At 68.0% G+C, this 20,258-nt stretch carries 20 protein-coding genes, 1 tRNA gene and 1 other RNA gene; 3 read left to right on the top strand and 19 right to left on the bottom strand.

Annotated elements, in window-relative coordinates:
- Positions 1-8 precede the first annotated feature (8 nt).
- From NC4_RS02740 to NC4_RS02815, 17 genes are all read right to left on the bottom strand, one after another.
- Entirely contained in the window at positions 9-1,082 is a 1,074-nt protein-coding gene (locus NC4_RS02740) for an LLM class flavin-dependent oxidoreductase (RefSeq protein ID WP_067531828.1), read from the bottom strand.
- Positions 1,082-2,683, bottom strand: coding sequence for a dipeptide ABC transporter ATP-binding protein (locus NC4_RS02745; RefSeq protein WP_067531830.1), 1,602 nt, complete (start codon positions 2,681-2,683; stop codon positions 1,082-1,084). The genes NC4_RS02740 and NC4_RS02745 overlap by 1 nt, the downstream gene beginning before the upstream one ends.
- Positions 2,680-3,723, bottom strand: coding sequence for an ABC transporter permease (locus tag NC4_RS02750; protein WP_084528375.1), 1,044 nt, complete (start codon positions 3,721-3,723; stop codon positions 2,680-2,682). Before NC4_RS02750 ends, NC4_RS02745 begins: the two co-directional genes overlap by 4 nt.
- Positions 3,716-4,051 carry a hypothetical protein gene (locus tag NC4_RS02755; RefSeq protein ID WP_157554174.1) on the bottom strand — a complete coding sequence of 112 codons (336 nt, stop codon included), beginning with the start codon at positions 4,049-4,051 and terminating at the stop codon, positions 3,716-3,718. Before NC4_RS02755 ends, NC4_RS02750 begins: the two co-directional genes overlap by 8 nt.
- A complete protein-coding gene (locus NC4_RS02760; RefSeq protein ID WP_067531833.1) occupies positions 4,044-4,997 on the bottom strand; it encodes an ABC transporter permease in 954 nt (317 codons plus the stop codon). Before NC4_RS02760 ends, NC4_RS02755 begins: the two co-directional genes overlap by 8 nt.
- Before the next feature lie 4 nt (positions 4,998-5,001).
- Entirely contained in the window at positions 5,002-6,603 is a 1,602-nt protein-coding gene (locus NC4_RS02765; protein ID WP_067531835.1) for an ABC transporter substrate-binding protein, read from the bottom strand.
- Positions 6,600-7,670 (bottom strand): LLM class flavin-dependent oxidoreductase, encoded by a 1,071-nt coding sequence (locus tag NC4_RS02770; protein WP_067531837.1) that lies wholly within the window; start codon positions 7,668-7,670, stop codon positions 6,600-6,602. The genes NC4_RS02765 and NC4_RS02770 overlap by 4 nt, the downstream gene beginning before the upstream one ends.
- Positions 7,667-8,170 carry a GNAT family N-acetyltransferase gene (locus NC4_RS02775; RefSeq protein WP_067531839.1) on the bottom strand — a complete coding sequence of 168 codons (504 nt, stop codon included), beginning with the start codon at positions 8,168-8,170 and terminating at the stop codon, positions 7,667-7,669. The genes NC4_RS02770 and NC4_RS02775 overlap by 4 nt, the downstream gene beginning before the upstream one ends.
- Positions 8,167-9,144: an ABC transporter substrate-binding protein gene (locus NC4_RS02780; RefSeq protein ID WP_084528377.1), complete on the bottom strand. Its 978-nt coding sequence runs from the start codon at positions 9,142-9,144 to the stop codon at positions 8,167-8,169. Before NC4_RS02780 ends, NC4_RS02775 begins: the two co-directional genes overlap by 4 nt.
- A gap of 28 nt (positions 9,145-9,172) precedes the next feature.
- Positions 9,173-9,937, bottom strand: coding sequence for an amino acid ABC transporter ATP-binding protein (locus tag NC4_RS02785; RefSeq protein ID WP_067531841.1), 765 nt, complete (start codon positions 9,935-9,937; stop codon positions 9,173-9,175).
- Positions 9,934-10,884 (bottom strand): amino acid ABC transporter permease, encoded by a 951-nt coding sequence (locus NC4_RS02790; protein ID WP_067531843.1) that lies wholly within the window; start codon positions 10,882-10,884, stop codon positions 9,934-9,936. The genes NC4_RS02785 and NC4_RS02790 overlap by 4 nt, the downstream gene beginning before the upstream one ends.
- A gap of 176 nt (positions 10,885-11,060) precedes the next feature.
- Positions 11,061-12,221, bottom strand: a complete 1,161-nt coding sequence (locus NC4_RS02795; protein ID WP_067531919.1) for a YeiH family protein — start codon at positions 12,219-12,221, stop codon at positions 11,061-11,063.
- Positions 12,221-12,367 carry a hypothetical protein gene (locus NC4_RS40920; protein ID WP_169814715.1) on the bottom strand — a complete coding sequence of 49 codons (147 nt, stop codon included), beginning with the start codon at positions 12,365-12,367 and terminating at the stop codon, positions 12,221-12,223. Before NC4_RS40920 ends, NC4_RS02795 begins: the two co-directional genes overlap by 1 nt.
- A gap of 111 nt (positions 12,368-12,478) precedes the next feature.
- Entirely contained in the window at positions 12,479-14,023 is a 1,545-nt protein-coding gene (locus NC4_RS02800; RefSeq protein WP_067531845.1) for an FAD-dependent monooxygenase, read from the bottom strand.
- 167 nt (positions 14,024-14,190) lie between these two features.
- A complete protein-coding gene (locus tag NC4_RS02805) occupies positions 14,191-14,898 on the bottom strand; it encodes a DUF8020 domain-containing protein (RefSeq protein ID WP_067531848.1) in 708 nt (235 codons plus the stop codon).
- Between the two features lie 132 nt (positions 14,899-15,030).
- Positions 15,031-15,729, bottom strand: a complete 699-nt coding sequence (locus NC4_RS02810; RefSeq protein ID WP_067531849.1) for a DUF8020 domain-containing protein — start codon at positions 15,727-15,729, stop codon at positions 15,031-15,033.
- Positions 15,730-15,948: 219 nt separating this feature from the next.
- On the bottom strand, positions 15,949-16,539 hold the full coding sequence (locus NC4_RS02815) for an HhH-GPD-type base excision DNA repair protein (RefSeq protein WP_245721454.1): 591 nt from the start codon (positions 16,537-16,539) through the stop codon (positions 15,949-15,951).
- A gap of 62 nt (positions 16,540-16,601) precedes the next feature.
- On the opposite strand from NC4_RS02815, the gene NC4_RS02820 reads away from it, so the two are divergent.
- Positions 16,602-17,444 (top strand): methyltransferase domain-containing protein, encoded by an 843-nt coding sequence (locus NC4_RS02820; RefSeq protein WP_067531923.1) that lies wholly within the window; start codon positions 16,602-16,604, stop codon positions 17,442-17,444.
- Between the two features lie 54 nt (positions 17,445-17,498).
- Here NC4_RS02820 and NC4_RS02825 read toward each other — a convergent pair whose 3' ends face one another.
- Both NC4_RS02825 and ffs read right to left on the bottom strand, forming a co-directional pair.
- On the bottom strand, positions 17,499-18,788 hold the full coding sequence (locus tag NC4_RS02825) for an aspartate aminotransferase type Ic (RefSeq protein WP_067531852.1): 1,290 nt from the start codon (positions 18,786-18,788) through the stop codon (positions 17,499-17,501).
- Between the two features lie 107 nt (positions 18,789-18,895).
- Positions 18,896-18,990, bottom strand: an RNA gene (ffs, locus tag NC4_RS02830) — signal recognition particle sRNA small type.
- A 100-nt stretch (positions 18,991-19,090) separates the two neighbouring features.
- Here ffs and NC4_RS02835 point away from each other — a divergent pair.
- On the top strand, positions 19,091-20,101 hold the full coding sequence (locus NC4_RS02835; protein WP_067531855.1) for a hypothetical protein: 1,011 nt from the start codon (positions 19,091-19,093) through the stop codon (positions 20,099-20,101).
- A 54-nt stretch (positions 20,102-20,155) separates the two neighbouring features.
- Positions 20,156-20,241, top strand: a tRNA-Ser gene (locus NC4_RS02840).
- The last annotated feature ends 17 nt before the right edge of the window (positions 20,242-20,258 follow it).

Consider the following 20,258-nt stretch of genomic DNA (forward strand, 5'->3'; position numbering starts at 1 on the left):
GGCGCTCCTCAGGCGTGGGCGTAGCGGTTGACGGGGCGGGGCAGGCCGAGGCGTTCGCGCAGGGTGGGGGTGAGCGCGGACAGGTGCGGCAGTGCGGCGGGCAGGGCCAGGGGGCGTAGCACCACACCGTCGGCGGCGGTGCCGGTTTCGATCTGCCGCAACAGCTCTCGCAGTTCGGCGGGGGTGCCGATGTGGAAGACGGTGCCGGGGGCGGGGCTGGCGGTCCAGTCCTCGAGTTGGGCGACCTCGGCGGCCGCGCGGTCGGCGGTGGGGGCGAGGTGGACATCCACGTCGAGCAGGATTCGTACGCGGTCGGCCTCGCGTCCGGCGGCAGTGATGGCGGCCCGCAGGTCGGCGCGGGCGGCGGCGGAGGTGTCGAGATCGGGTGCGGTAATTCGAATGAGGTCGGCGCGCCGCACGGCCACCTCGGTGCTGTGCGGTCCGGCGGCGCGCACGGCCACCAGCGGCTGCCCCTGCGGTGGACGCGGGGTGATGGACGGGCCTTTGACGGAGAAGTTGTCACCCTCGAAATCGATGTAGTGCAGCTTGTTCCGGTCGATGAAGCAGCCTGTGGACTGATCGCGGATCTCGGCGTCGTCCTCCCAGCTGTCCCACAGCCGGGCGACCACCTCGGCGGCCTCCGCCGCCTCGTGCCAGCGCGATTGCTCGTCCTGCTCGGGCTTGCGGCCGAACAGCGCCGCCTGGCCTTCCGACGAGACGGTCACCTCCCAGCCCGCGCGGCCGGACGTGGCGAAATCGAGGCTGGCAATGGCCTTGGACAGGTGGAACGGCTCGGTGTGGGTGACCGGGGCCTGCGGTACGAGACCGATGCGCCGGGTGGCGGCCGCGGCCCGCGCGGCCACGGCAATGGCATCCAGGCGGCCCTTGGGGCCCTCGGCTTGCAGGGCGAAAGAGTCCGGTAGGAAGGCGAAGTCGAAGCCTGCCGTATCGGCGGCCCGCAGCGCGTCCAGCCAATAGTCGGCGGTGAACAGCTCCTCGGCGCGGGAATCCGGGCGACGCCAGGAGGCCGGGTGGGCGCCGGTACCGGACAGTTCCAAGCCGAGCAGCGGCGGTGTGGGCATCAGGCGGTCCTTTCGAAGGCGGGTACGGCGGCGAGCAGATCGCGCGTGTAGTCGTGCTGCGGGGAGTCGAAAATGTTTGCGGTGGAGGATGTTTCTACGATCAACCCTTGACGCATGACGGCCACTCGGTCGGCCAGGCGGCGCACCACGGCGAGATCATGGGAGATGAACAAGTAGGCCAGATTCAGTTCGGATTGCAGGCGCTCCAGCAGATCCAGGATCTGGGCCTGCACCGAGGCGTCCAGAGCGGAGACGGGTTCGTCGAGAACGAGGGGTTCCGGGCGCAGCGCGAGGGCGCGCGCAATGGTCACTCGCTGGCGCTGACCGCCGGAGAGTTCGGCTGGTCGGCGGTCCAGATAACCGGTCGGCAACGCGACCTGGTCCAGCAGCTCGGCGACGGTCTCGCGGCGGCTGCTCCGGTCGCCGATGCCGAAAGCCTGCAAGGGTTCCGAAACAATCTGGGCGATGGTGAGTTTCGGATTCAGCGAGACGTACGGGTTCTGATAGACGACCTGGATCCGGCGGCGCAGTTCGCGCAGCTTCGCCCCGCGCAGGCCCGCGATGTCCTGCCCGTCGAAGGTGACAGTGCCGGTGTCCGGTGTTTCCAGGCGGGCGAGAATGCGTGCGGTGGTGGACTTCCCGGAGCCGGATTCGCCGACTACCGCTAGGGTTTCGCCCCGTGCGATGGTGAGCGAGACATCGTCCACAGCGACGAGCGCGACCCCGCGCGCGATGCGGAAGGTCTTGCGCAGACCGTGCGCCGACAGCAGCGGTTCGCCGCCGCGTGCTGCGGCGGGCCGGGGCTGCCAGTCCTGCTCGAGGCCGGGCGCGGCGGCCAGCAGGCGCTTGGTGTACTCGTGCCGGGGATTGCCGAGAACCTCGGCAGCCGTACCGGTTTCGACGACCTCTCCGCCGCGCATGACTACGATGCGGTCCGCGCGTTCTGCGGCGACCGCCAGATCGTGGGTGATGAGCAGCACCGAGGTTCCCGATTCCCGGGTGCGTGCTGCCAGGTGGTCCAGAATGCGGCGCTGCACGGTCACATCGAGGGCGCTGGTGGGTTCGTCCGCGATGACCAGTTCCGGCGTGCAGGCCAGCGCAATCCCGATGAGCACCCGCTGCCGCTGACCGCCGGACAGATCCTGCGGGAACTGGCGCGCCCGCACCTCGGGCCGATCCAGTCCGGCGGTCTCGAGAATCCGGACGGCCTCGGCGCGCGCCGTGCGCCGGTCCGCCCGGCCGTGAATGCGCAGCACCTCGGCCACCTGGTCCCCGATCCGCAGCACCGGGTTGAGCGACGTGCCCGGATCCTGCGGGACCAAGCCGATGCGCGCACCCCGAATGTGTTGCAGCACGCGCTGTGACGCACGGTCGAGACGCTCGCCCGCGAAGCTGATCTCGCCCCCGGTGACGACTCCGCCATTGAGCAGGCCGATCACGGCGTGCGCGAGAGTCGACTTCCCCGAACCGGATTCACCCACGAGGGCGACCGTCTCGCCCCGTTCGACGGACAGGGACGCGCCCGCGACGGCGGTGGTCACACCGGTGCTCCCCCGGTACTCGACCCGCAAGTTCTCGATTGTCAGCAACGGTTCGCTCATCGGGCATTGTCCTTGTGGATAGCGCGGGCAATACGCTGCGTGGCGAGCACCAGCGCGATGATCACCAGACCGGGCAGGGTGGTGAGCCACCAGGCCGTGGCGAGATAGTTACGGCCCTCGGCAATGAGCGAACCCCATTCGGGCGTGGGCGGAACCGCGCCATAGCCGAGGAAGCTCAGCGCGGCCACGGCCAGCACCGCAACACCGAACTCGATGGCGGCCAGCGCCGCGACGGGGCCGTAGGCATTGCGCAGCACATGGCGGAACAGGACGGTGTGCCACCGGACGCCGGAAGCGAAGGCCGCCGGCGCATTCCGCACCCGCAGCACTTCCGCCCGCATGACGCGAGCGAAGCGCGCGATCAGGCCCACTCCGACGGCTATTGCCACGTTCCGCGTACCGACCCCGAGCACCGTGACGAGAGCCAGCGAGATCAACAGCTCCGGAATCGACAGCAGCACATCGACAATCCGGGAGATGGCGGTGTCCACGAAGCCACCGGTGGTGCCCACGACCAGACCGATCAGCGACCCGGCCACCAGCCCCAGCAGCACCGCGAAAACAGTGGCGCTCAACGACAATCCGGCCGCGTGCACCACCCGCGTGTAAAGATCCCGCCCCAACCGGTCGGTCCCGAACCAATGCTCGGCACTCGGCCCCTGGAACTTCTGCGTGGGCACCCCCGACAACGGATCCCCACTCGCGAACAACGACGGCACGGCCGCCCAGCCCAGGACGAGTATCACGATCGCGCTCGCCATTACCAGCCTGACATTGCCGCGCACCCACCGGGCCGCACCCCTCACCGAATCAGCCTGGCGTGCAGCGCTTTCGCGCGGACTCACCACCTCGGACACGGCGCTGTCAGCAACATTGGGCACTACCAGGTCGGTCGCGCCGGGAGAGGTCACATCGGGCGCATCGAGCTCGGCCGTGCCGGGTGCGCCAGGTGCGTCCGACACCGCCGTACCGACAGCATCGGACACGCGCGCCGCCGACGCCGCCGCTGGACGGGCGAGTGCCGCTCGAGCTCTAGTCATCGGCCATACCGTCCTGGTCGAACACATAGGCCAGGCCCGGATCGACCAGCGCATGCGAGAACATCAGCAGGCGCCGCCGCGAGCGAAATCCGGTATCGGCCGAGGCGACGGCCACGGGCGGTTCCGCCCCGTCCGATTCCGCATGGCTACCGGTCACGGCCGCAGGCGACATCGTCCCGCTCGGACCCGCGAGGTCGGCAGCCGCAGTTGCGAGAAGTTGCGCCTCTTCCAATTCGGTGGGCGCGGCGAGCATCGTGTGTCCCGCCGCGTGCGGATCGCGGGCGAGGACGGCGGCCATTGCGGTGGAAGTCCTGGCGATTTCAGGCATGTGCGCGCTCCTTGGTCGGGCGGCTGTGGGCGACTCGGGGGTCCAGGAGTGGGAGGACGAGGTCGATGAGCAGGTTCACGGTCACGAAGACCAGGGCGGCGAAGGTGACGATGCCCTGGACTACGGGGATGTCCTGGGTGAGGACGGATTCGTGGGTGAGGCGGCCGATTCCGTTGCGGGCGAAGACCGTTTCGACCACCACGAAGCCCGCGAGCACGGTGCCGACACAGAGGCCGGTCACGGTGAGCGCCGCACCGGAGGCCGGGCGCAGGACGTGGCGGAGCTGGACCCACCAGCGGGAGGCGCCCTTGGCGAAGGCGACTTCCACGAACGGCTGGCGCCAGGTGGTGACGAGGCTGGAGTACAGGACCTGGGAGATGACCGCGCCGACCGGGAGGGCCAGGGTGATGGCGGGCAGGATGACGCCGCTGAAGCCGTCGCCGCCGAAGGCGGGGGTCAGGCGTAGACGGAACGAGAACACCTGCAGGAGGAGCAATCCCACCCAGAACGTCGGCATGGACGCGCCGATCGGCGGCAGTGCGGTGAGGATGGCGCGCAATCTCGGACGCTGGGTGTAGGCGGCGGCGACGGCCAGTGCGCCACCGCCCGCCACCGCCAGCAGCAGGGACAGGGAGGCCAGGGTGGAGGGCAGGGCCTCGGCCAGGGCTTCGGTCACGGGCTGGCCGGTGCCGATGGAGCGGCCGAGATCGCCGTGCACCGCGTGGGTGAGGGCGGTCCAGTACTGCTCCCAGATCGGTTGATCCAAGCCGTATCTGGCGCGCATCTCGGCTATGGCGGCGGGGTCGACGGGTGCGCCCTCGGCGCGATTGACCGCCAGCTCTACCGGGTCGGCGGGCAGCAGGTAGAGCACGACGAAGGACAGCGTGAAGGCCGTCCACAGGACGCCCGCCGCTTGCAGGAGTCGTCCGATCACGTACCGGCGCATGGGATTACCGCCGTAGCCAGGTGTCGTGGAATTGCAGGCGGGCGGACGCTTCGAACTTCACGTCGGCGACGGTGTCCGCGACGCCGATGGCTTGGGACAACTCCACGGTGGGAATCCACAGGCCCTCGTCGAGCACGGCGTGCTGTGCCTGGCCGAGAATGCTCGCGCGGGCGGCGGCATCGGTGGCGGACAGCTGGGCGGTGAGCAGGGCGTCCAGCTTTTCGCTGGGTCCGCGAGCATTGAGATTGCGCTGATCGACGCCGAAGGTGGTGCGCAGGATATCGCCGTCGGCGCGGGTGGTGTTGTAGTAGTTGAGGTCGAAATCCTGGGCGTTCTGCCGGGTCGTCCACTCCGCCACCGAGACCGGATCCAGCGTCAGCTCGATGCCCACGGCGCGCAGCTGCTGCTGGGCGAGTTCGAGAATGGCCTGATTACCCGCGAACACGGGGGCGAACAGCACGGCCACCGTGAGGCGCTGACCGTCCTTGCTGCGGATGCCGTCCGATCCGGGAGCACAACCGGCTTGATCCAGTACCTTTTTCGCGGCTTCCGGATCGAAGGTGACCCGCGCCGAGAGATCCGCGTAGCCGGGGGTGCGGGAGGCCAGCACGCTCTTGGCGGTCTTGAACTCGGGGCCGAGCACGGTGTCCACCAGCTGCTGCCGGTCGATGGCGGTCAGGAATGCGGCCCGCACCGCCGGATCGCGCAGCGCCCCGCGGGTCACATTCGGCTGTAGCCCGAAGGGCACGCCCGGGTTCGAGGTGAACTGCACCCGGCCGCCGCTGCCCTCGATCTGCGGAACATCCTGCGGCAGTGCGTCACTGATGGCGTCGAGCTGCCCGGAGCCGAGGCTGCCGGTACGCACCCCGGACTCCGGGACGACGGTGAAATCGATCCGGTCGAGGTACGCCTCGCCCTGGTGCGCGAAAACGGCCGAGCCCCAGGTGTATCCGGTGCGCTTGGCCAGGACCGCCGAGGCACCCTGCTTCCACTCGGCATAGGTGAACGGCCCGCTGCCGATATTGCCGCCGAGGCAGCGATCGTCGGCCGGTTTCGCGACGGTGGCCGCGGATTGGATGCCGAGCTGCACGGTCGAGGCCGCCTGCAGGAATTGGGCATTGGGCGTGCTGAATTCCACCCGCACCGTCTGCGGATCCACCACGGTGGTACCGGCATAACCGGCCAGATAGCTGGCGGCGAGCGGCGCTTTGGCCCCGCCCACGGCGACCACGGCATCGAGGTTCTTGCGCACCACCTCCGCATCGAGCGGTGTGCCGTCGCTGAAGGTGATGCCGGTCTTCACATGGAAGACGAACTGCTTGGCATCGGCGCTGACGAACCAGCTGTCCGCCAGCCACGGCCGGATCTGCCCGGTCTCGGGATCCTGATCGACCAGCGAATCCACGACCTGCCGGGTCACGTAGATGGTCTGATTCGTCATGGACTGCACCGGATCCGAGCAGGTCGGCGCGACCGACAGGCCGTAGCGCAGGGTGCCGCCGGGCCGGGGCGGCCCGGTGGTCTCGCTCGCGCCGGTGTCACCGCCGCAGGCGGCGAGCGACAGGGTGGCGGCGAGCGCGCCCGCCAGGGCCAGGGGACGTTTCATCGGGGATCTCCGGAGGGATAGCGCTGTGCGCCGAGCGGGCGGCTCGGGATGCGGCGGCGGAGTTCGGGGGCCACCTCCGCCTGGAACAGTTCGAGACTTTCGCGGTGCTGCTTATCGGTGAGGCCGTCACCGTCGGCACTGAGGTGGACCACCTCGTGGCCGAGCCGCTCGTGGTAGCGGTGCAGTTTGTCGAGGACCTGCTGCGGGCTGCCGATCAGGGCGGAGGAGCGGGCGGCGAAATCCTCGATGGAATCGAAGACGACGGGTACGCCGAACTTCCGGGCCACCGCCTGGCGGGCCTCGAAGATGGGCCGGTAGGCGTCAAGGGCCTGCTGGGAGTCGCGGGTGACGAGGAAACCCGCGGTGCCCGCGCCGACGAGGGCCTCGGCCGGATCATGGCCGTAGGCCGCCCAGCGCTCGCGATAGTGCGCGACCAGGTCCGCGTAGGGCTCGATGGGATTGGTGACATTCGCCGAGAACAGCGGATCACCGTGCCGCGCCGCGTAATCCGCGGATTCGCGGCTGGTGGCGCTGCCGTGCCAGATGCGCAGCCGCGGTTGCAGCGGACGGGGCAGCGCCTTGGCCTCGGTCAGCGAGGGCCGGAACTGCCCGAGCCAGGTGACATTGTCGCTGTCCCACAGCCGCCGGAACAGTTCGTAGCCTTCGCGATTGCGGTCCCACTGATCGTCGGTGGTGACCTGGAACAGCTTCGCCTGCGCCGCGCCATTGCCCTTGCCGATAATGAGCTCCAGGCGGCCGTCGGAGAGGTTGTCCAGGGTGGAGTAGTCCTCGAAGGCGCGCACCGGATCCAGCAGGCTGAGCGTGGTCACGCCGGTGAACAGGGCGATACGCGAGGTGACGGCCGCGATATGGCTGAGCACCACGGGCGGGGCGGAGGAGATGAACGGGTCCTCGTGCCGCTCACCCACCGCGAAGCCGTCGTAGCCGAGTTCCTCGGCGAGCTTGGCGCTGTCGATCACCCGGCGCAGGCGCCGCTGCGCGGTCTCGGTCGCGCCGGTGACCGGATCGGGGGTGTGGGTGATGAGGGTGATCTGCAGGAATTTCATGCCGGGATCGCCTCCGAATCGTCGGCCACGTACTTCTCGAACGGATGCAGATAGCCGACCGGGGCCTCGATATCGCGCGGCAGGGCGGTGTATCCGGCGGCGGTGTAGAGCCCGACGGCCTCGGGCTGGCGCGGGCCGGTGGTCAGATAGATGCGGCGGTATCCCCGCCGGGCGATCTCGGCCTCGAGTTCCTCCAGCACGAACCGGCCCAAACCCTGTCGGCGATGCGTGGCGGCGGTCCAGATGCGCTTCAGCTCGGCGGTTTCCGCGTCATAACGCTGAAATGCGCCGCCCGCCACCGGTTCTCCACCATCGACCACGACCAGCAGATCGCCGTCCGACGGCGCGAACTGGCTCGCCGGATAGCCGAGCAGATCCGCGTGCACCTCCCCGGGCGTCCCGCCGTAGCGGCTGCTGTATTCGATGGCCAGCTCCGCCAGCAGCGGTGCGGCCAGCGGATCGTCCTGTCCGACGTGGAATACGGTGCGCGTCACGCTCATCCCTTCTTCTTGGGCAGGCCGGGCGGATTGATCCGGGAGTCCTTGACGGCTTCGCTGGCCAGGCCCCAGCGGTCGATGACCTTCTGGTAGTCGCCATTGGCCAGGGCGTGCTGCAGGGCCTGGTGCACCGGCCCGATGAGGCCGTTGTCCTTGCGGGTGAGGACGGCGATCTCGGCTTGCAGGGCATCGCCCGCACCGGAGAAGGTGGCGATCACCTTGGTCTGACCGGCGACCGCCACGTGGTACTGGGCGGCCGGGTTCGGCCCGAGGAAGCCGTCGAGACGGTTGGAGGACAGGGCCAGGTAGTAATCGGTGGTCTGCTGGAAGTAGGCGAGATCGATCTTGGGCAGGCCCTCGGCCAGGTTCTCCTCGTTCCACTTGACCAGCAGCTGCTCCTGATTGGTGCCCGAGCCCACGCCGATCTGCTTGCCCGCCAAGGACTTCCGGTAGGTGAAGGTCAGGGTCGAATCCTTGGGAACCTCCAGGGCGAGATTGTCCAGGCGGTAGGTGGCGAAGTCGTACTTCTCCTTGCGCTCCTCGGTGACGGTCACATTGGAGATGAAGGCGTCCACCTCGCCGGAGTCCACCTTCACGAAGTTCTGCGCCCAGTCGGCGGCGCGGATCTCCACCTTCAGACCGAGAATGTCGGCCACCAGATAGGCGAAGTCCACCTCCGAGCCGATGAGCGTGCGGTCATCGGTGGCGTACGCGCGCAGCGGCGGGCCGGTGCCCGACGAACCGGTGACGACGAGGGTGCCGCGATCGCGAATCGCGGCGGGCACCTGCGCGGCAATCGAATCCACCTTGGCGGCGCGCACCCGGCCGGGCTGTTCCGGCGACAGATCGTAGGTCTGGCCGTTGGCGGTGCTGACGGTATCGGCGGCATCGCCATTGCCGCAGCCGCTCGCGAACAGGCTCAGGACGGCGAGAGCGGCGACGGCGGAGAGCCGTCTGCGGCGGGTCGACAGAGACATGGGATTCCTCAGGTGTTCGGGCGATGCGTCAGAGCGCGTGCGAGAGAAAAGCTTTGGTGCGTGGATGCGAGGGAGTGTCGAAGACCTGATCCGGTGGCCCCTGCTCGACGATGGTTCCGGCGTCCATGAGCACCACGGTGTCGGCCACCTCGCGGGCGAAACCCAGTTCGTGGGTGACGATCACGAGCGTGGCGCCGCCGCGGGCCAGATCGCGGATGACATCGAGGACCTCGCCAACGAGTTCCGGATCGAGGGCGGAGGTCGGCTCGTCGAACAGCACCACCTGCGGCCGCAGGGCCAGGGCCCGGGCAATGGCGACGCGCTGCTGCTGACCGCCGGAGAGGCGGCGCGGGTACTGGTCGGCCTTGTCGGCCAAGCCGACCCGCGCCAGCAGCTCGGCGGCCTCGGTGCGCGCCTCGGCCTTCGGGCGTCCCTGAGCGGCAATGGGAGCCAGCGCGACATTCTCCAGCGCGGTCAGATGCGGGAAGAGGTTGAAATTCTGGAATACGAACCCGATCCGGGAGCGCTGCCGCAGAATCTCCCGCTCAGCCAGTTCGTACAGCCGGTCGCCCTTGCGCCGGTAGCCGACCAGCTCGCCGCCGACCCGGACCGTGCCCGCATCCACCTGCTCCAGATGATTGATGGTCCGCAGCAGCGTGGACTTGCCCGAGCCGCTCGGCCCGAGCACCACGGTGACCTCGCCCGGACGCACGGCCAGATCGATTCCGGCCAGCACCTCGTGCGCGCCGAAGGACTTCCGGATGCCGCGCAGTTCGACCGCGTACTCGCTCATCGCGCCGCCGCCTTCGCTCGAATATCGGCGTAGGCGCCACGCGCCCGCTGCCACGGCGTCGGCGGGAGTTCGCGGACGCTGCCCTGCGCGTAGTGCCGTTCGACGTAGTACTGCACGACATTGAGGACGGTGGTGAGCACGATGTACCAGACCGTGGCCACCATGAGCAGCGGCACCACCCGGCCATTGCGGCCGAAGATCACCTGGACCTGGTAGAAGAGTTCGGCGATGGCCATGGTGGAGACGATCGAGGTGCCCTTGAACAGGCTGATGACCTCATTGGCGGCATTGGGCAGGATGCCGCGCATGGCCTGCGGCCCGATGACGGTGAAGAACTGCCGCCGCCACGGCAGGCCCAGCGCCTTGGCCGCCTCCCACTGCCCCTGGTCCACCGAGATGATGCCCGCGCGAATGATCTCCGCGGAGTATGCCGCCTGATGCAGCGCCAGCCCGATGACGGCGGCGGTGAATCCGCTGATCACATTGTTGGTGTCGAACCGCACGAACTCCGGTCCGAACGGAATGCCCAGGGACACGGACTGATACAGGTAGGCCAGGTTGAACCAGAACAGCAACTGCACGATGAGCGGAATGGACCGGAAGGCCCAGATGTAGGTCCACGAAATCACCTGCAGCACCGGGCTCTTCGACAGGCGGCCGGCGGCCAGCCAGATGCCGAGGAAGAAGCCGAGCAGGGTGCCCCACATCGTCAGTTCCAGGGTGACCTTCAGCGCGGCCAGGACCGAGGCGGCGGTCAGGTAGTCGGCGAAGGTGGACCAGTCCCAGCCCGGATTGGTCGCCAGGCCGTGCACGAACTGGGCGACCAGCACCAGTGCGATACCGCCGGTCACCCAGCGCCACGGATGACGGGTGCGGACGACGGTCAGCGTGCCGTCGTCGTCGGTGACCGCTTCCGGTTTCCCGGGAGGCGCGGCGAGGATGCTCATGGGACGAATCTATGGAGCGCGGGGGATCGTGTCGCCGGTCACGATCAGTGTGAATTCAATTGTTTCTCAATACTTTTGCTATGCGCAGGAATACAGCGCACCCGCTCGGTCGAGCTGACCGAGCGGGTTCGCCGTTATTCCCAGCCGACCGGCATCGGCCGGGCGCGGTGCTGGTCTCAGGGCTGGAAACTGTGGAACAACAACACCGAGAGTCCCAGGCCCACCAGCAGATTCACCACCGTGGCCGCGCCGAACACCACGATCGGGCGCGGACCGGCTTCCCGGATGCCCTTGGCGGAGAAGCCGAGACCGATGGACACGAAAGCGAAGATGAGGAACCAGGTGCGCAGATCGTTCACCGTGGCAATGGCCGCCTTGCCATTGTCGGCGTACTGCACATACAGCGTGCCGATGACCGAGGCGGCGACGAAGCCGAGCACGAATTTCGGGAATCGGGCCCAGAATTCGCCGATGGTCGGGCGCTGCGCCGTCCCGGTGCGATCCACCTTCAGCGCGAAATACGCGGTGAGCGCAATGGCGACCAGGCCGATCAGGGCGTTCTGCGTGGTCTTCACAATGGTCGCGATCTGCAGCGCGTCCTCGCCCGCCAGGGCACCGGAGGCCGCCACGGCAGCGGTGGTGTCGATATTGCCGCCGATCCACGCACCGGCCACCGCATCGGAGAGCCCGAACAGCTCGGCCGCCCAGGGCAGGATAAAGATGGACGGCAGGGCGAACACGATCACCATGGATGCGGCATAGGCGAGCTGTTCCTTCTTGGCCTGCACCGCACCCGCCGCGGCAATGGCGGCGCTCACACCGCAGATTGACACCGCCGAGGCTAGCAGCGCGCGCAGCCTATCGTCGATTCCGAGGAAGCCGCCGAACCACCAGGTGAACCCGAAGACCGCCGTGATCAGCAGCAGCGCCTGCACGATGGCGGGCCCGGCGGCCGTGACGAGAATCTTCAGATTGACCGAGGCGCCCAGCAGCACCACGCCGGTCTTGATGAAGAACTCGGTCCGGAATCCGGCCGAAATGCGCTCCCGCAGGCCGAGTTTCCACAATGCGACATTGCCCAGTAGGCCGAGCACAATGGCGTAGATCGGGAACTCGACGGTCTTGGCGACCTTCGCGAACGAGGTGCCCGCCGCCCACTGGGGCACGTGCACGTCCAGGTACCGGGTGGCCGCGCCGAGCGCGATCACCACGGCGACGCCCGCGACGGCCAGCGCCACCGGATTGCCGCCGGGCGCCGACGTGCCGGTAGCTACCGGCTTGCCCGTATCCTCCGAGACAGGCTCCCGCGCAGCGGTATTCACAATGCCGTCGCTCATCACGGCACCCACTTGTCCGGCACGATGCCGGTCAGCACCAGGGCGATCAGGGTCAGCCCGGCGATGACCGCCAGCCAATCCTCGGTCACCCAGGACCATTTCCCGGTCGCCGCCGCGACCTGCTCTCCGGCGGATTCCTCTGACATGACCGGTTTCTCGCTTTCCGAACTGGCTTGGACCGGGCGACACGATCGCTCACCCGGCCCATCCAGTCCAGCAGCGCGGTCAGCGGCGCGACAGGATTGCGCTCACCGGGATCACAAGGGCGCGCCGAACCAGTGCGCCAGCGCTTCCCGCCGCTCGGCCGCGGCGGTCTCGGCCGGTTCGTCGATGGTCGCCGCCCAGGCGATGCACGCGTCCGGGCGGATGAGCAGGGCATCGGCCGGGCGATCCGCGGTCTTGGCGGTGACGATCTCGACCCGCGGCTCCCAGGCCCGCGCCGCCTCGCGCAGCTCCGCACTGTCGGCGAGATCGAGCAGAATCGGCCGGGCCGGATGCATGAGCTCGGCGACGCTGGTCGTGCCCGCCTCGGTGTGCAGCGCCAGATCGGGCGCGAAGGTGCCGGTCAGGGCGTGCTCGTTCGGATTAGGCAGGGCGTAGCGGATATTGGTGCCCGCGATCCAGGAGCCGAGGCGGCGGGCGGCGGGCTCGTCGGCGACCATTTCCTGGAAGACCGTGCGCAGCGCGTCGGCCGCCGCGTCCTGCCCGCGCCGCAGCGCCACCTGCGCCTGGGTGTGCACCAGCGTGCGCGCCCCGGCGTAGTGGCGTTCCTCGTGATAGGTGTCCAGCAGCCCGGCCGGGGCCCAGCCCTGGATTTCGGCGCCCAGCTTCCAGACCAGGTTGACCGTGTCGAGCATGCCCGCATTCAGCGCCACGCCGGTGGCGGGGAACTGATGGGCCGCGTCACCGGCCACCAGCACCCGGCCCGCCCGGTAGCGGTCGGCTTGCCGGGCCTGGAAGATGTAGCGCGACAGCCGAGTCGGGTTCTCCACCGGCAGTTCGACCCCGAGCACGCGGCGAATGCTGTCCCGGATTTCGTCCAGGGTCATGGGCTCGTCGGTGTTGTAATCGTCGGCGGCGGATTCCGCCTCGGTGGTGAAGACGCTGATCGGTTCGCCGGGAATGGCCGTGCCGAAGGCGAACAGACCGCGCTCGGTCCGGGTGAAACCGGCATGGACCGTGCCGAGACCGGGCACATCGAGATCGCCGTTGTCGAGCACCGTCACCGCCTCGCCCACGGTGACGGTCGCGAATCGGTTGATCTCCGGATAGGTGGTGCCGTCGAAGGAGATTCCGGCCAGCTCGCGGATCCGGCTGCGGCCACCGTCACAAGCCACCAGGTAGCGAGCGGTCACCCGGTACTCGCCGTCCGGCCCGCGCACCTCCGCGGTCACCGACTCCGCGTCCTGGGTGAACCCCAGAACCTCGTGTCCGCGCTGGATTTCCGCGCCGAGCGCACCGGCACGCTCGGCGAGCAGCTCCTCGAGCCGCGCCTGTGCGAGCGGCATGGCCCGCATCGGCGGATCCATCAGCTGGGTGAAGTCCAGATGCACACCGCCGAAGGGGAATCGGGCCGCCGGATGGAAGCCACCGCTGGCCGTCATGATCGGTTCCAGCGCACCGCGGTAGTGCAGCAGATCCACGATCTGCCCGCCGAGCCCGCTGGCCTTCGGCACATTGTGCTGCTGTAGTCGCCGCTCCAGCACCAGCGGTCGCACCCCGGCCAGCCGCAGCTCGGCCGCCAGCATCAGACCGGTCGGGCCAGCACCCACGATGACGACGTCGGTGTTCAGTACACGCATTCAGGCAACTCCAATTCGCAGGTTCTGGCTTAGGGCAGTGATTCTGCGGCATAGCCGGGGGGTTGCCGCAAGGCCCCGGGTGCGCTATACATTGAGAAGGAGCAAACGAACCCGCTCGGTCGTATCGGCCGAGCGGGTTCGTTTTTTTGGATTCGCGCCCGCGAGAACTACTTCGCCGGAGCCACGAACGGCTGGTTGATCGTGACGAAGTAGTTGTAGGCGGCCATGATCGCGACCGGAGCGGTCACGAAGATCTGACCCGCGAGGGTGCCCAGGAAGCCGACCAGGCTGGCACCGACAATGCAGCCGCCCAGCGGACCGGCGCCGAACATGAGCAGCAGCGGGGTCGTGGCCGCGAAGGCGACACCGGCGCCGATGACGCAGCCCAGGGCCGCGCCGCCGATACCGCCGGTGAGAGTGCCGATGGTGGCGCCCATGGCAATGGTGTCCTTCAGGCGGTTGAACGCGGCCTGCTCCCGGTCGTATTCGGACTTCCAGGGGGCCTGGTTCTCGAACGGCAGATTGATCGGCTTGTAGACGGCCTTCTCCTCGGTGAATTCGGGAGTCAGCGTGGCGGTGCGATCGGAAATCTCGGCGGCGATGGGGAATTCGAACTCGTCCACCCGGAACTTCAATTCGGTACCGGCGACCACGGTGCCGTCGGCGGCCTTGATTTTGAAGACGCCGTCCTCGACGACCATGGAACCGGCATCGGTCCGGATGATCGTGGACTTCTCGGTGTTGGTGGCCGCGTAGTTGATGACACCGCTATCGGCGGCCTCGGGGGCCTCGGGGGCCGCACCCGCGGTCCCGGCGCTGATGCCCAGCGCGGCGATCAACAGGGCCGCGGTGGTGGCGAATTTCTTCGACAGCATTCGTGTGGTTCCTCATCAGGCAATCCGCAGGGTGAACGGAGAGATCGAATCCTGTTGCCACGAACGCCGGATTGCCCGAGGGTGCCGCAATGATGAACATTGCGGCACCCTCGGGCTCTACCCGTACCGGAATTACTTGGCGGGCGGGGTGAAAGGCTGGTTGATGGTGGTGAAGTACTGCACCGCAGCCAGAATGGCGACCGGGGCGGTCACGAAGACCTGACCCGCGAGGGTGCCCAGGAAGCCGACCAGGCTGGCTCCCACGAGGCAGCCGCCCAGCGGGCCCGCACCGAACATGAGCAGCAGCGGGGTGGTCGCGGCGAAGGCGACACCGGCGCCGATGACACAGCCCAGGGCCGCACCGGCGATACCGCCGCCCAGGGTGCCGATGGTGGCGCCCATGGAGATGGTGCTGGTCAGGCGGGACCAGGCGGCGACCTCACGGTCGTACTCGGACTTCCACAGCGCGACGTTCTCGTAGGGCAGCGCGACCAGCTTGTAGACGGCCTTCTCCTGAGTGAACTCCGGAGTCAGGGTGGCGGTCCGATCGGTGATCTCCGCGGCGATCGGGAACTCGAAATCGTCCACGCGGAACTTCAGCTCGGTGCCCGCGACCGTGGCGCCATTGGCAGCCTTGATCTTGAAGACACCATCCTCGACGACCATCGAACCGGCATCGCTCCGGATGATCGTGGAGGTCTCGGTCGTGGTAGCGGCGTAGTTGATCGCGTCGGCCTCGGCGGCAGCGGGCGCCGCATTGACGGTGCCGGCCGTGATGCCCATGGCAGCGATCAGCAGCGCCGACGTCGCGGCGAATTTCCTCATCAGCATTTCTTCGGTTCTCTCATCAGTTGTTTCGGACGCCCCTGCCGGGACGAAGAGATCGAAACCGGACGTTGCTAACGCCGGATGTCGTCAAGGTGCCCGAGCGGTGAACTTTGCCCGCTGATTGCTGATCAGCGGTCCAGGTCACACAACGGGGCGCCCGATCACTACACCGGAAATGCCTCGGCAATCGGAGGTTAAAAACCAGCTTGATTCGATCCCGCGCTACTTCGCTTTCGGTGCGGCCTTCGCCTGCTTTTTGAATTCCCGTACCTGCGTGAGGGATTCGGCATCGGTCACATCGGCGACCGAACGGCGGGAACCGTCCTCGCCATAGGCCCCGGCGGCCTCGCGCCAGCCCTTGGCGGTGAGCCCGTCCTGTTTACCCAACAGCGCCAAGAAGATTCGGGCTTTCTGGTCACCGAATCCGGGCAGCGCTTTCAGCCGCCGCAATACTTCCTTGCCGTCCGGATCGCCGTCGGTCCACAGCCCCGAGGTTTTCCCGTCGTAGTTGTCGATGATGTAGCGGGCCAGTTCCTGCACCCGCCGGGCCATGGACCGCCCGTAGCGGTGAATGGCGGGCGGGGTGGCGGCCAACTCCTCGAATTCGGCCGGATCGGCGGCGGCGATGGTCCGGATATCGAACCCGCCCATCCGGTCGGCGAGTTTCTGCGGACCGCGGAATGCGTGTTCCATGGGGTACTGCTGATCGAGGGTCATTCCCACCAGAAGGGCGAAATCATCCGTCGAGAGGAGTTCGTCGGCGGCGGGGTCCTGGGCGATCATCAGCTTGCGACTCACCATGTACTGAATCATCGCATCCATCCTCGGTTGTGGTGACGCGGGTCACGACTAGGCTCGGCGCCATGCCCGACACCATGGCAATTTCTTCAGTGGGAACCGCGCCGCACCCAGGCGTAGGGTCCGGACTGCGACCGGACCGTTTCGACCGCGACGGCCAGGATCAACTGGTCGATGTCCATGATCTGCAAGCCGCGCTACCCGGTATCAAGCGGCTGCGGAACTGGGCGCACGAGGCGCTCGCGCTACAACCCGGCGAGAGCGCCGTGAATATCGGATCCGGATCCGGGTCGGAGGTGATGGCCTTCGCCGAACTGGTCGGGCCCACCGGCGCCGCCCTGGGCGTGGAGCCCGATCCGCACCTGCTGGCGGCCGCCGAGCGCCGCGCCGCACAGGCCGGATCGACCGCCAAATTCGTGACCGGCGACGCCTACGGGCTGCCGTTCGGCAGCGACAGCTTCGACGCGGCGCTCTGCGAGCGCGTCTTCCAGCACCTGACCTCCCCGGCCCGCGCGGTCGGCGAGATCGCCCGCGTGCTGAAGCCGGGCGGGCGCGTGGTGGTCATGGACAGCGACTGGGGCACCGCCATCGTGCATCCGGGCGACCGGCACGTGGTGCACGAGGTCATCGAGACCATGATCGCGGGCACCACCAATCCATTCGCGGGCCGCAAGCTGGCCGGGCAGCTCACCGCCGCCGGGCTGGTCGTGGACGGCGTCGGCTCGCACGCCCTCATCCAGGACGGCAGCATCGGCGCGGGCGCGCTGGTGGCGCGCATCGCCGATCGGGCGGTGGCGCGGCACGCCATTACCGAGCAGCAGCGCGATCAGCTGCTGGCCGATCTCGAGGCCGGTGCGCGCAGCGGGGACATCCATCTGTCGGTGACAATCTTCGCGGTGCTGGCGCACAGGCCCGCCTAGCCGAAACGAGCGAAGGGGCGCGCACCGGCCGGTGCGTGCCCCTCGTCGTCGGTCCTACTGGTTCAGCAACTTCTCGGTGGCGGCCAGCAGCACGCAGGTGGCCACGCCGTCCATGGCCTTCTCCAGCTCCGCCAGCGACGGGAAGCTGGGCGCGAGGCGAATGTTCTTGTCCTCCGGGTCGTTTCCGTACGGATACGACGAACCCGCCGGGGTCAGCGCGATACCCGCGTCCTTGGCCAGGGCCACCACGCGGCTCGCGGTGCCCTCCAGCACGTCCAGGCTGATGAAGTAGCCGCCCTTGGGCTCGGTCCAGGACGCCACCTTGGACGCGCCCAGGCGATCCTCCAAGATCTTCAGCACCAGTTTGAATTTCGGCTCCAGGATGGCGCGGTGCTTCTGCATATGCGCGCGCACGCCCTCGGCGTCCTTGAAGAAGCGCAGATGCCGCAGCTGGTTGACCTTTTCCGGGCCGATGCTCTGCTTGCCCGCGTGCTTCAGGTACCAATCCAGGTTGGCGGTGGACGATCCGAAGAAGCTGACGCCCGAACCCGCGAAGGTGATCTTCGAGGTGGAGGCGAAAACGTAGGGGCGGTTGGGGTTTCCGGCCGTATCGGCCATGCCGAGCACATCCAGGACCGGGTCGGCGGTCTCGGTGAGCGGGTGCACGGCGTAGGCGTTGTCCCAGAACAGGCGGAAGTCCGGCGCGGCGGTCGGCATCGAAACCAGTTCGCGGGTAACGGCTTCGGAGAAGGTGACGCCGGTGGGGTTGGAATAGTTCGGCACCGCCCACAGGCCCTTGATGCTGGGATCGGCGACCACCAGCTGGGCGATGGCGTGCACATCCGGCCCGTCGTGGCCCATGGGGATCGGGATCATCTCGAAGCCCAGCGACTGGGTGATGGCGAAGTGCCGGTCGTAACCCGGTGCGGGACACAGGAATTTGAGCACCGGCTCGTCCACCCAGCGGCGCGGGGAGTCGGCATTGCCGTGCAGCATGGAGAACACGATCACGTCGTGCATGAGCTGCAGACTGGCATTGTTGCCGGACAGCAGATTCGACACCGGGATGCCGAGCAGTTCACCGAAGATGGCGCGCAGTTCCGGGAGACCGTGCAGGCCGCCGTAATTGCGGACATCGGTGCCGTTGGCGTCGCGGTAGTCGTCATTGCCCGGCAGCGAGAGCAGGTCCAGCGACAGGTCCAGCTGCTCGAGCGCGGGCTTGCCGCGCGTAATGTCCAGCGTCAGCTTCTCGGTCTTGAGCTTCGCGTAGTTCGCGTTCTGCGTCTCGTGTTCCGTCACGAGTTCCGCATGGCTCATCAAACCGATCTGCGTTTGCCGGGGCATCAGGCAGCCTTTCCAAGGGCTAGGGGGTTGTTTGTCCGGGTCCGTGACCCAACCGCCCACGTTACTCGGCAGCCCTGCCTGGATGGGAGCCATATTGCTCCACAAATAAAAGGGGACCCAGCGCACCCGGCAGAGCCCGTTGACCCTTGCTGCCTTCCGGCCCTGGGGGAGTTCACAGGATGCGCGCCGCGCTGGATCCGTCGGCCAGTGTAGCGGCTCACCGAGACCCGCGCCGCCCCGGGTCGTTACGATGCTCCCGACATGGCGGGGTCACCCGCTCAGTACCGGAGGGGAATCCAGTAGTGACTAGCTCCAATCCAGGTCCGGGCGGACCGCAGGACCCGGCCGAGCACCAGGGAACCGCGCAGTGGTGGTCCACGCCGCCCGCCGGAACCGATTCGTCCGCACCGGTCGCCGATCCGACCATGCTCAACTACAACGCCGGAGCGGTGCCGCCGTACACCGCGCCCCCACAGCCGCTTCCGCCGCAGCAGACGTATCCGCCGATGCAGCAGCCCGCGTACACCGAGCCGCCGCAGCCCGCCTACACCGGCCAGCAGCCGTATGCGCAGCAGCCGCAGCAGCAGTTCGCGCCCGCCGGGGCGGGCTACAACTATCCGGCCCCGCCGCCCCCGTCCGGTGGCGGCGGCAAGACCGGCTGGATCATCGGCGGCGTGCTGGGCCTGGTGGTGCTGGTCGGCATCGGTATCGGCGCGATCGCGCTGACCCAGGAGGACAAGCCCTCGATCACCAGCGGGCTGGGCGGTGACAAGGAAGCCATGGACGGCAACTACTCCATGGACAAGGTCACCAATGCCTGCAGCCTGATCGATCCGTCGGTGCTCACCAAGTGGGCCTCCACCTCGTCTGGCAGTCCGGAGCATTCCGAGACCCAGCCCACCGACTACAGCGGCGGCAGCCTGAACTGCCAGGCGGGCTACGAAAGCCAGTCGACCACGAACAAGTACCACACCAATGAGGCCGACATCACCCTCGAAGTGTCGTTCAACGGCGCCTACGGTGATCCGTCCTACAAGAGCTGGAAGCAGTACGACACCGGCACCACCGGCACCGGCCTGTCCTCCGGCGATGTCACCGGCATCGGCGAGGAGGGCTACTGGCACGCCGAGGTCCGCGACTACTCCTCTTTCACCGTGCTCGACTACACCGTGGCCGTGCGCGACAGCAATGTCTCGGTCAAGGCGGAGATCAGCGTCGACCGCGGCGAGGGCGAGACGGTGAGCAAGGAAGAAGTCGCTCAGGTGGCCAAGGCTCAGGTCCAGAAAGCCCTCGACGGCCTCCGCAAGAAGTAGCCCCCGACTACCCGATTTGGTCGAACCCGGGGGGCAGCCGGTATATTGCTCGACGGAGGATTCGCCTAGTGGCCTATGGCGCTCGCCTGGAACGCGGGTTGGGTTAACAGCCCTCAGGGGTTCAAATCCCCTATCCTCCGCTCACGAAGGCCCCGGC

The sequence above is a fragment of the Nocardia crassostreae genome, assembly GCF_001613405.1.
Lineage (GTDB): Bacteria > Actinomycetota > Actinomycetes > Mycobacteriales > Mycobacteriaceae > Nocardia > Nocardia crassostreae.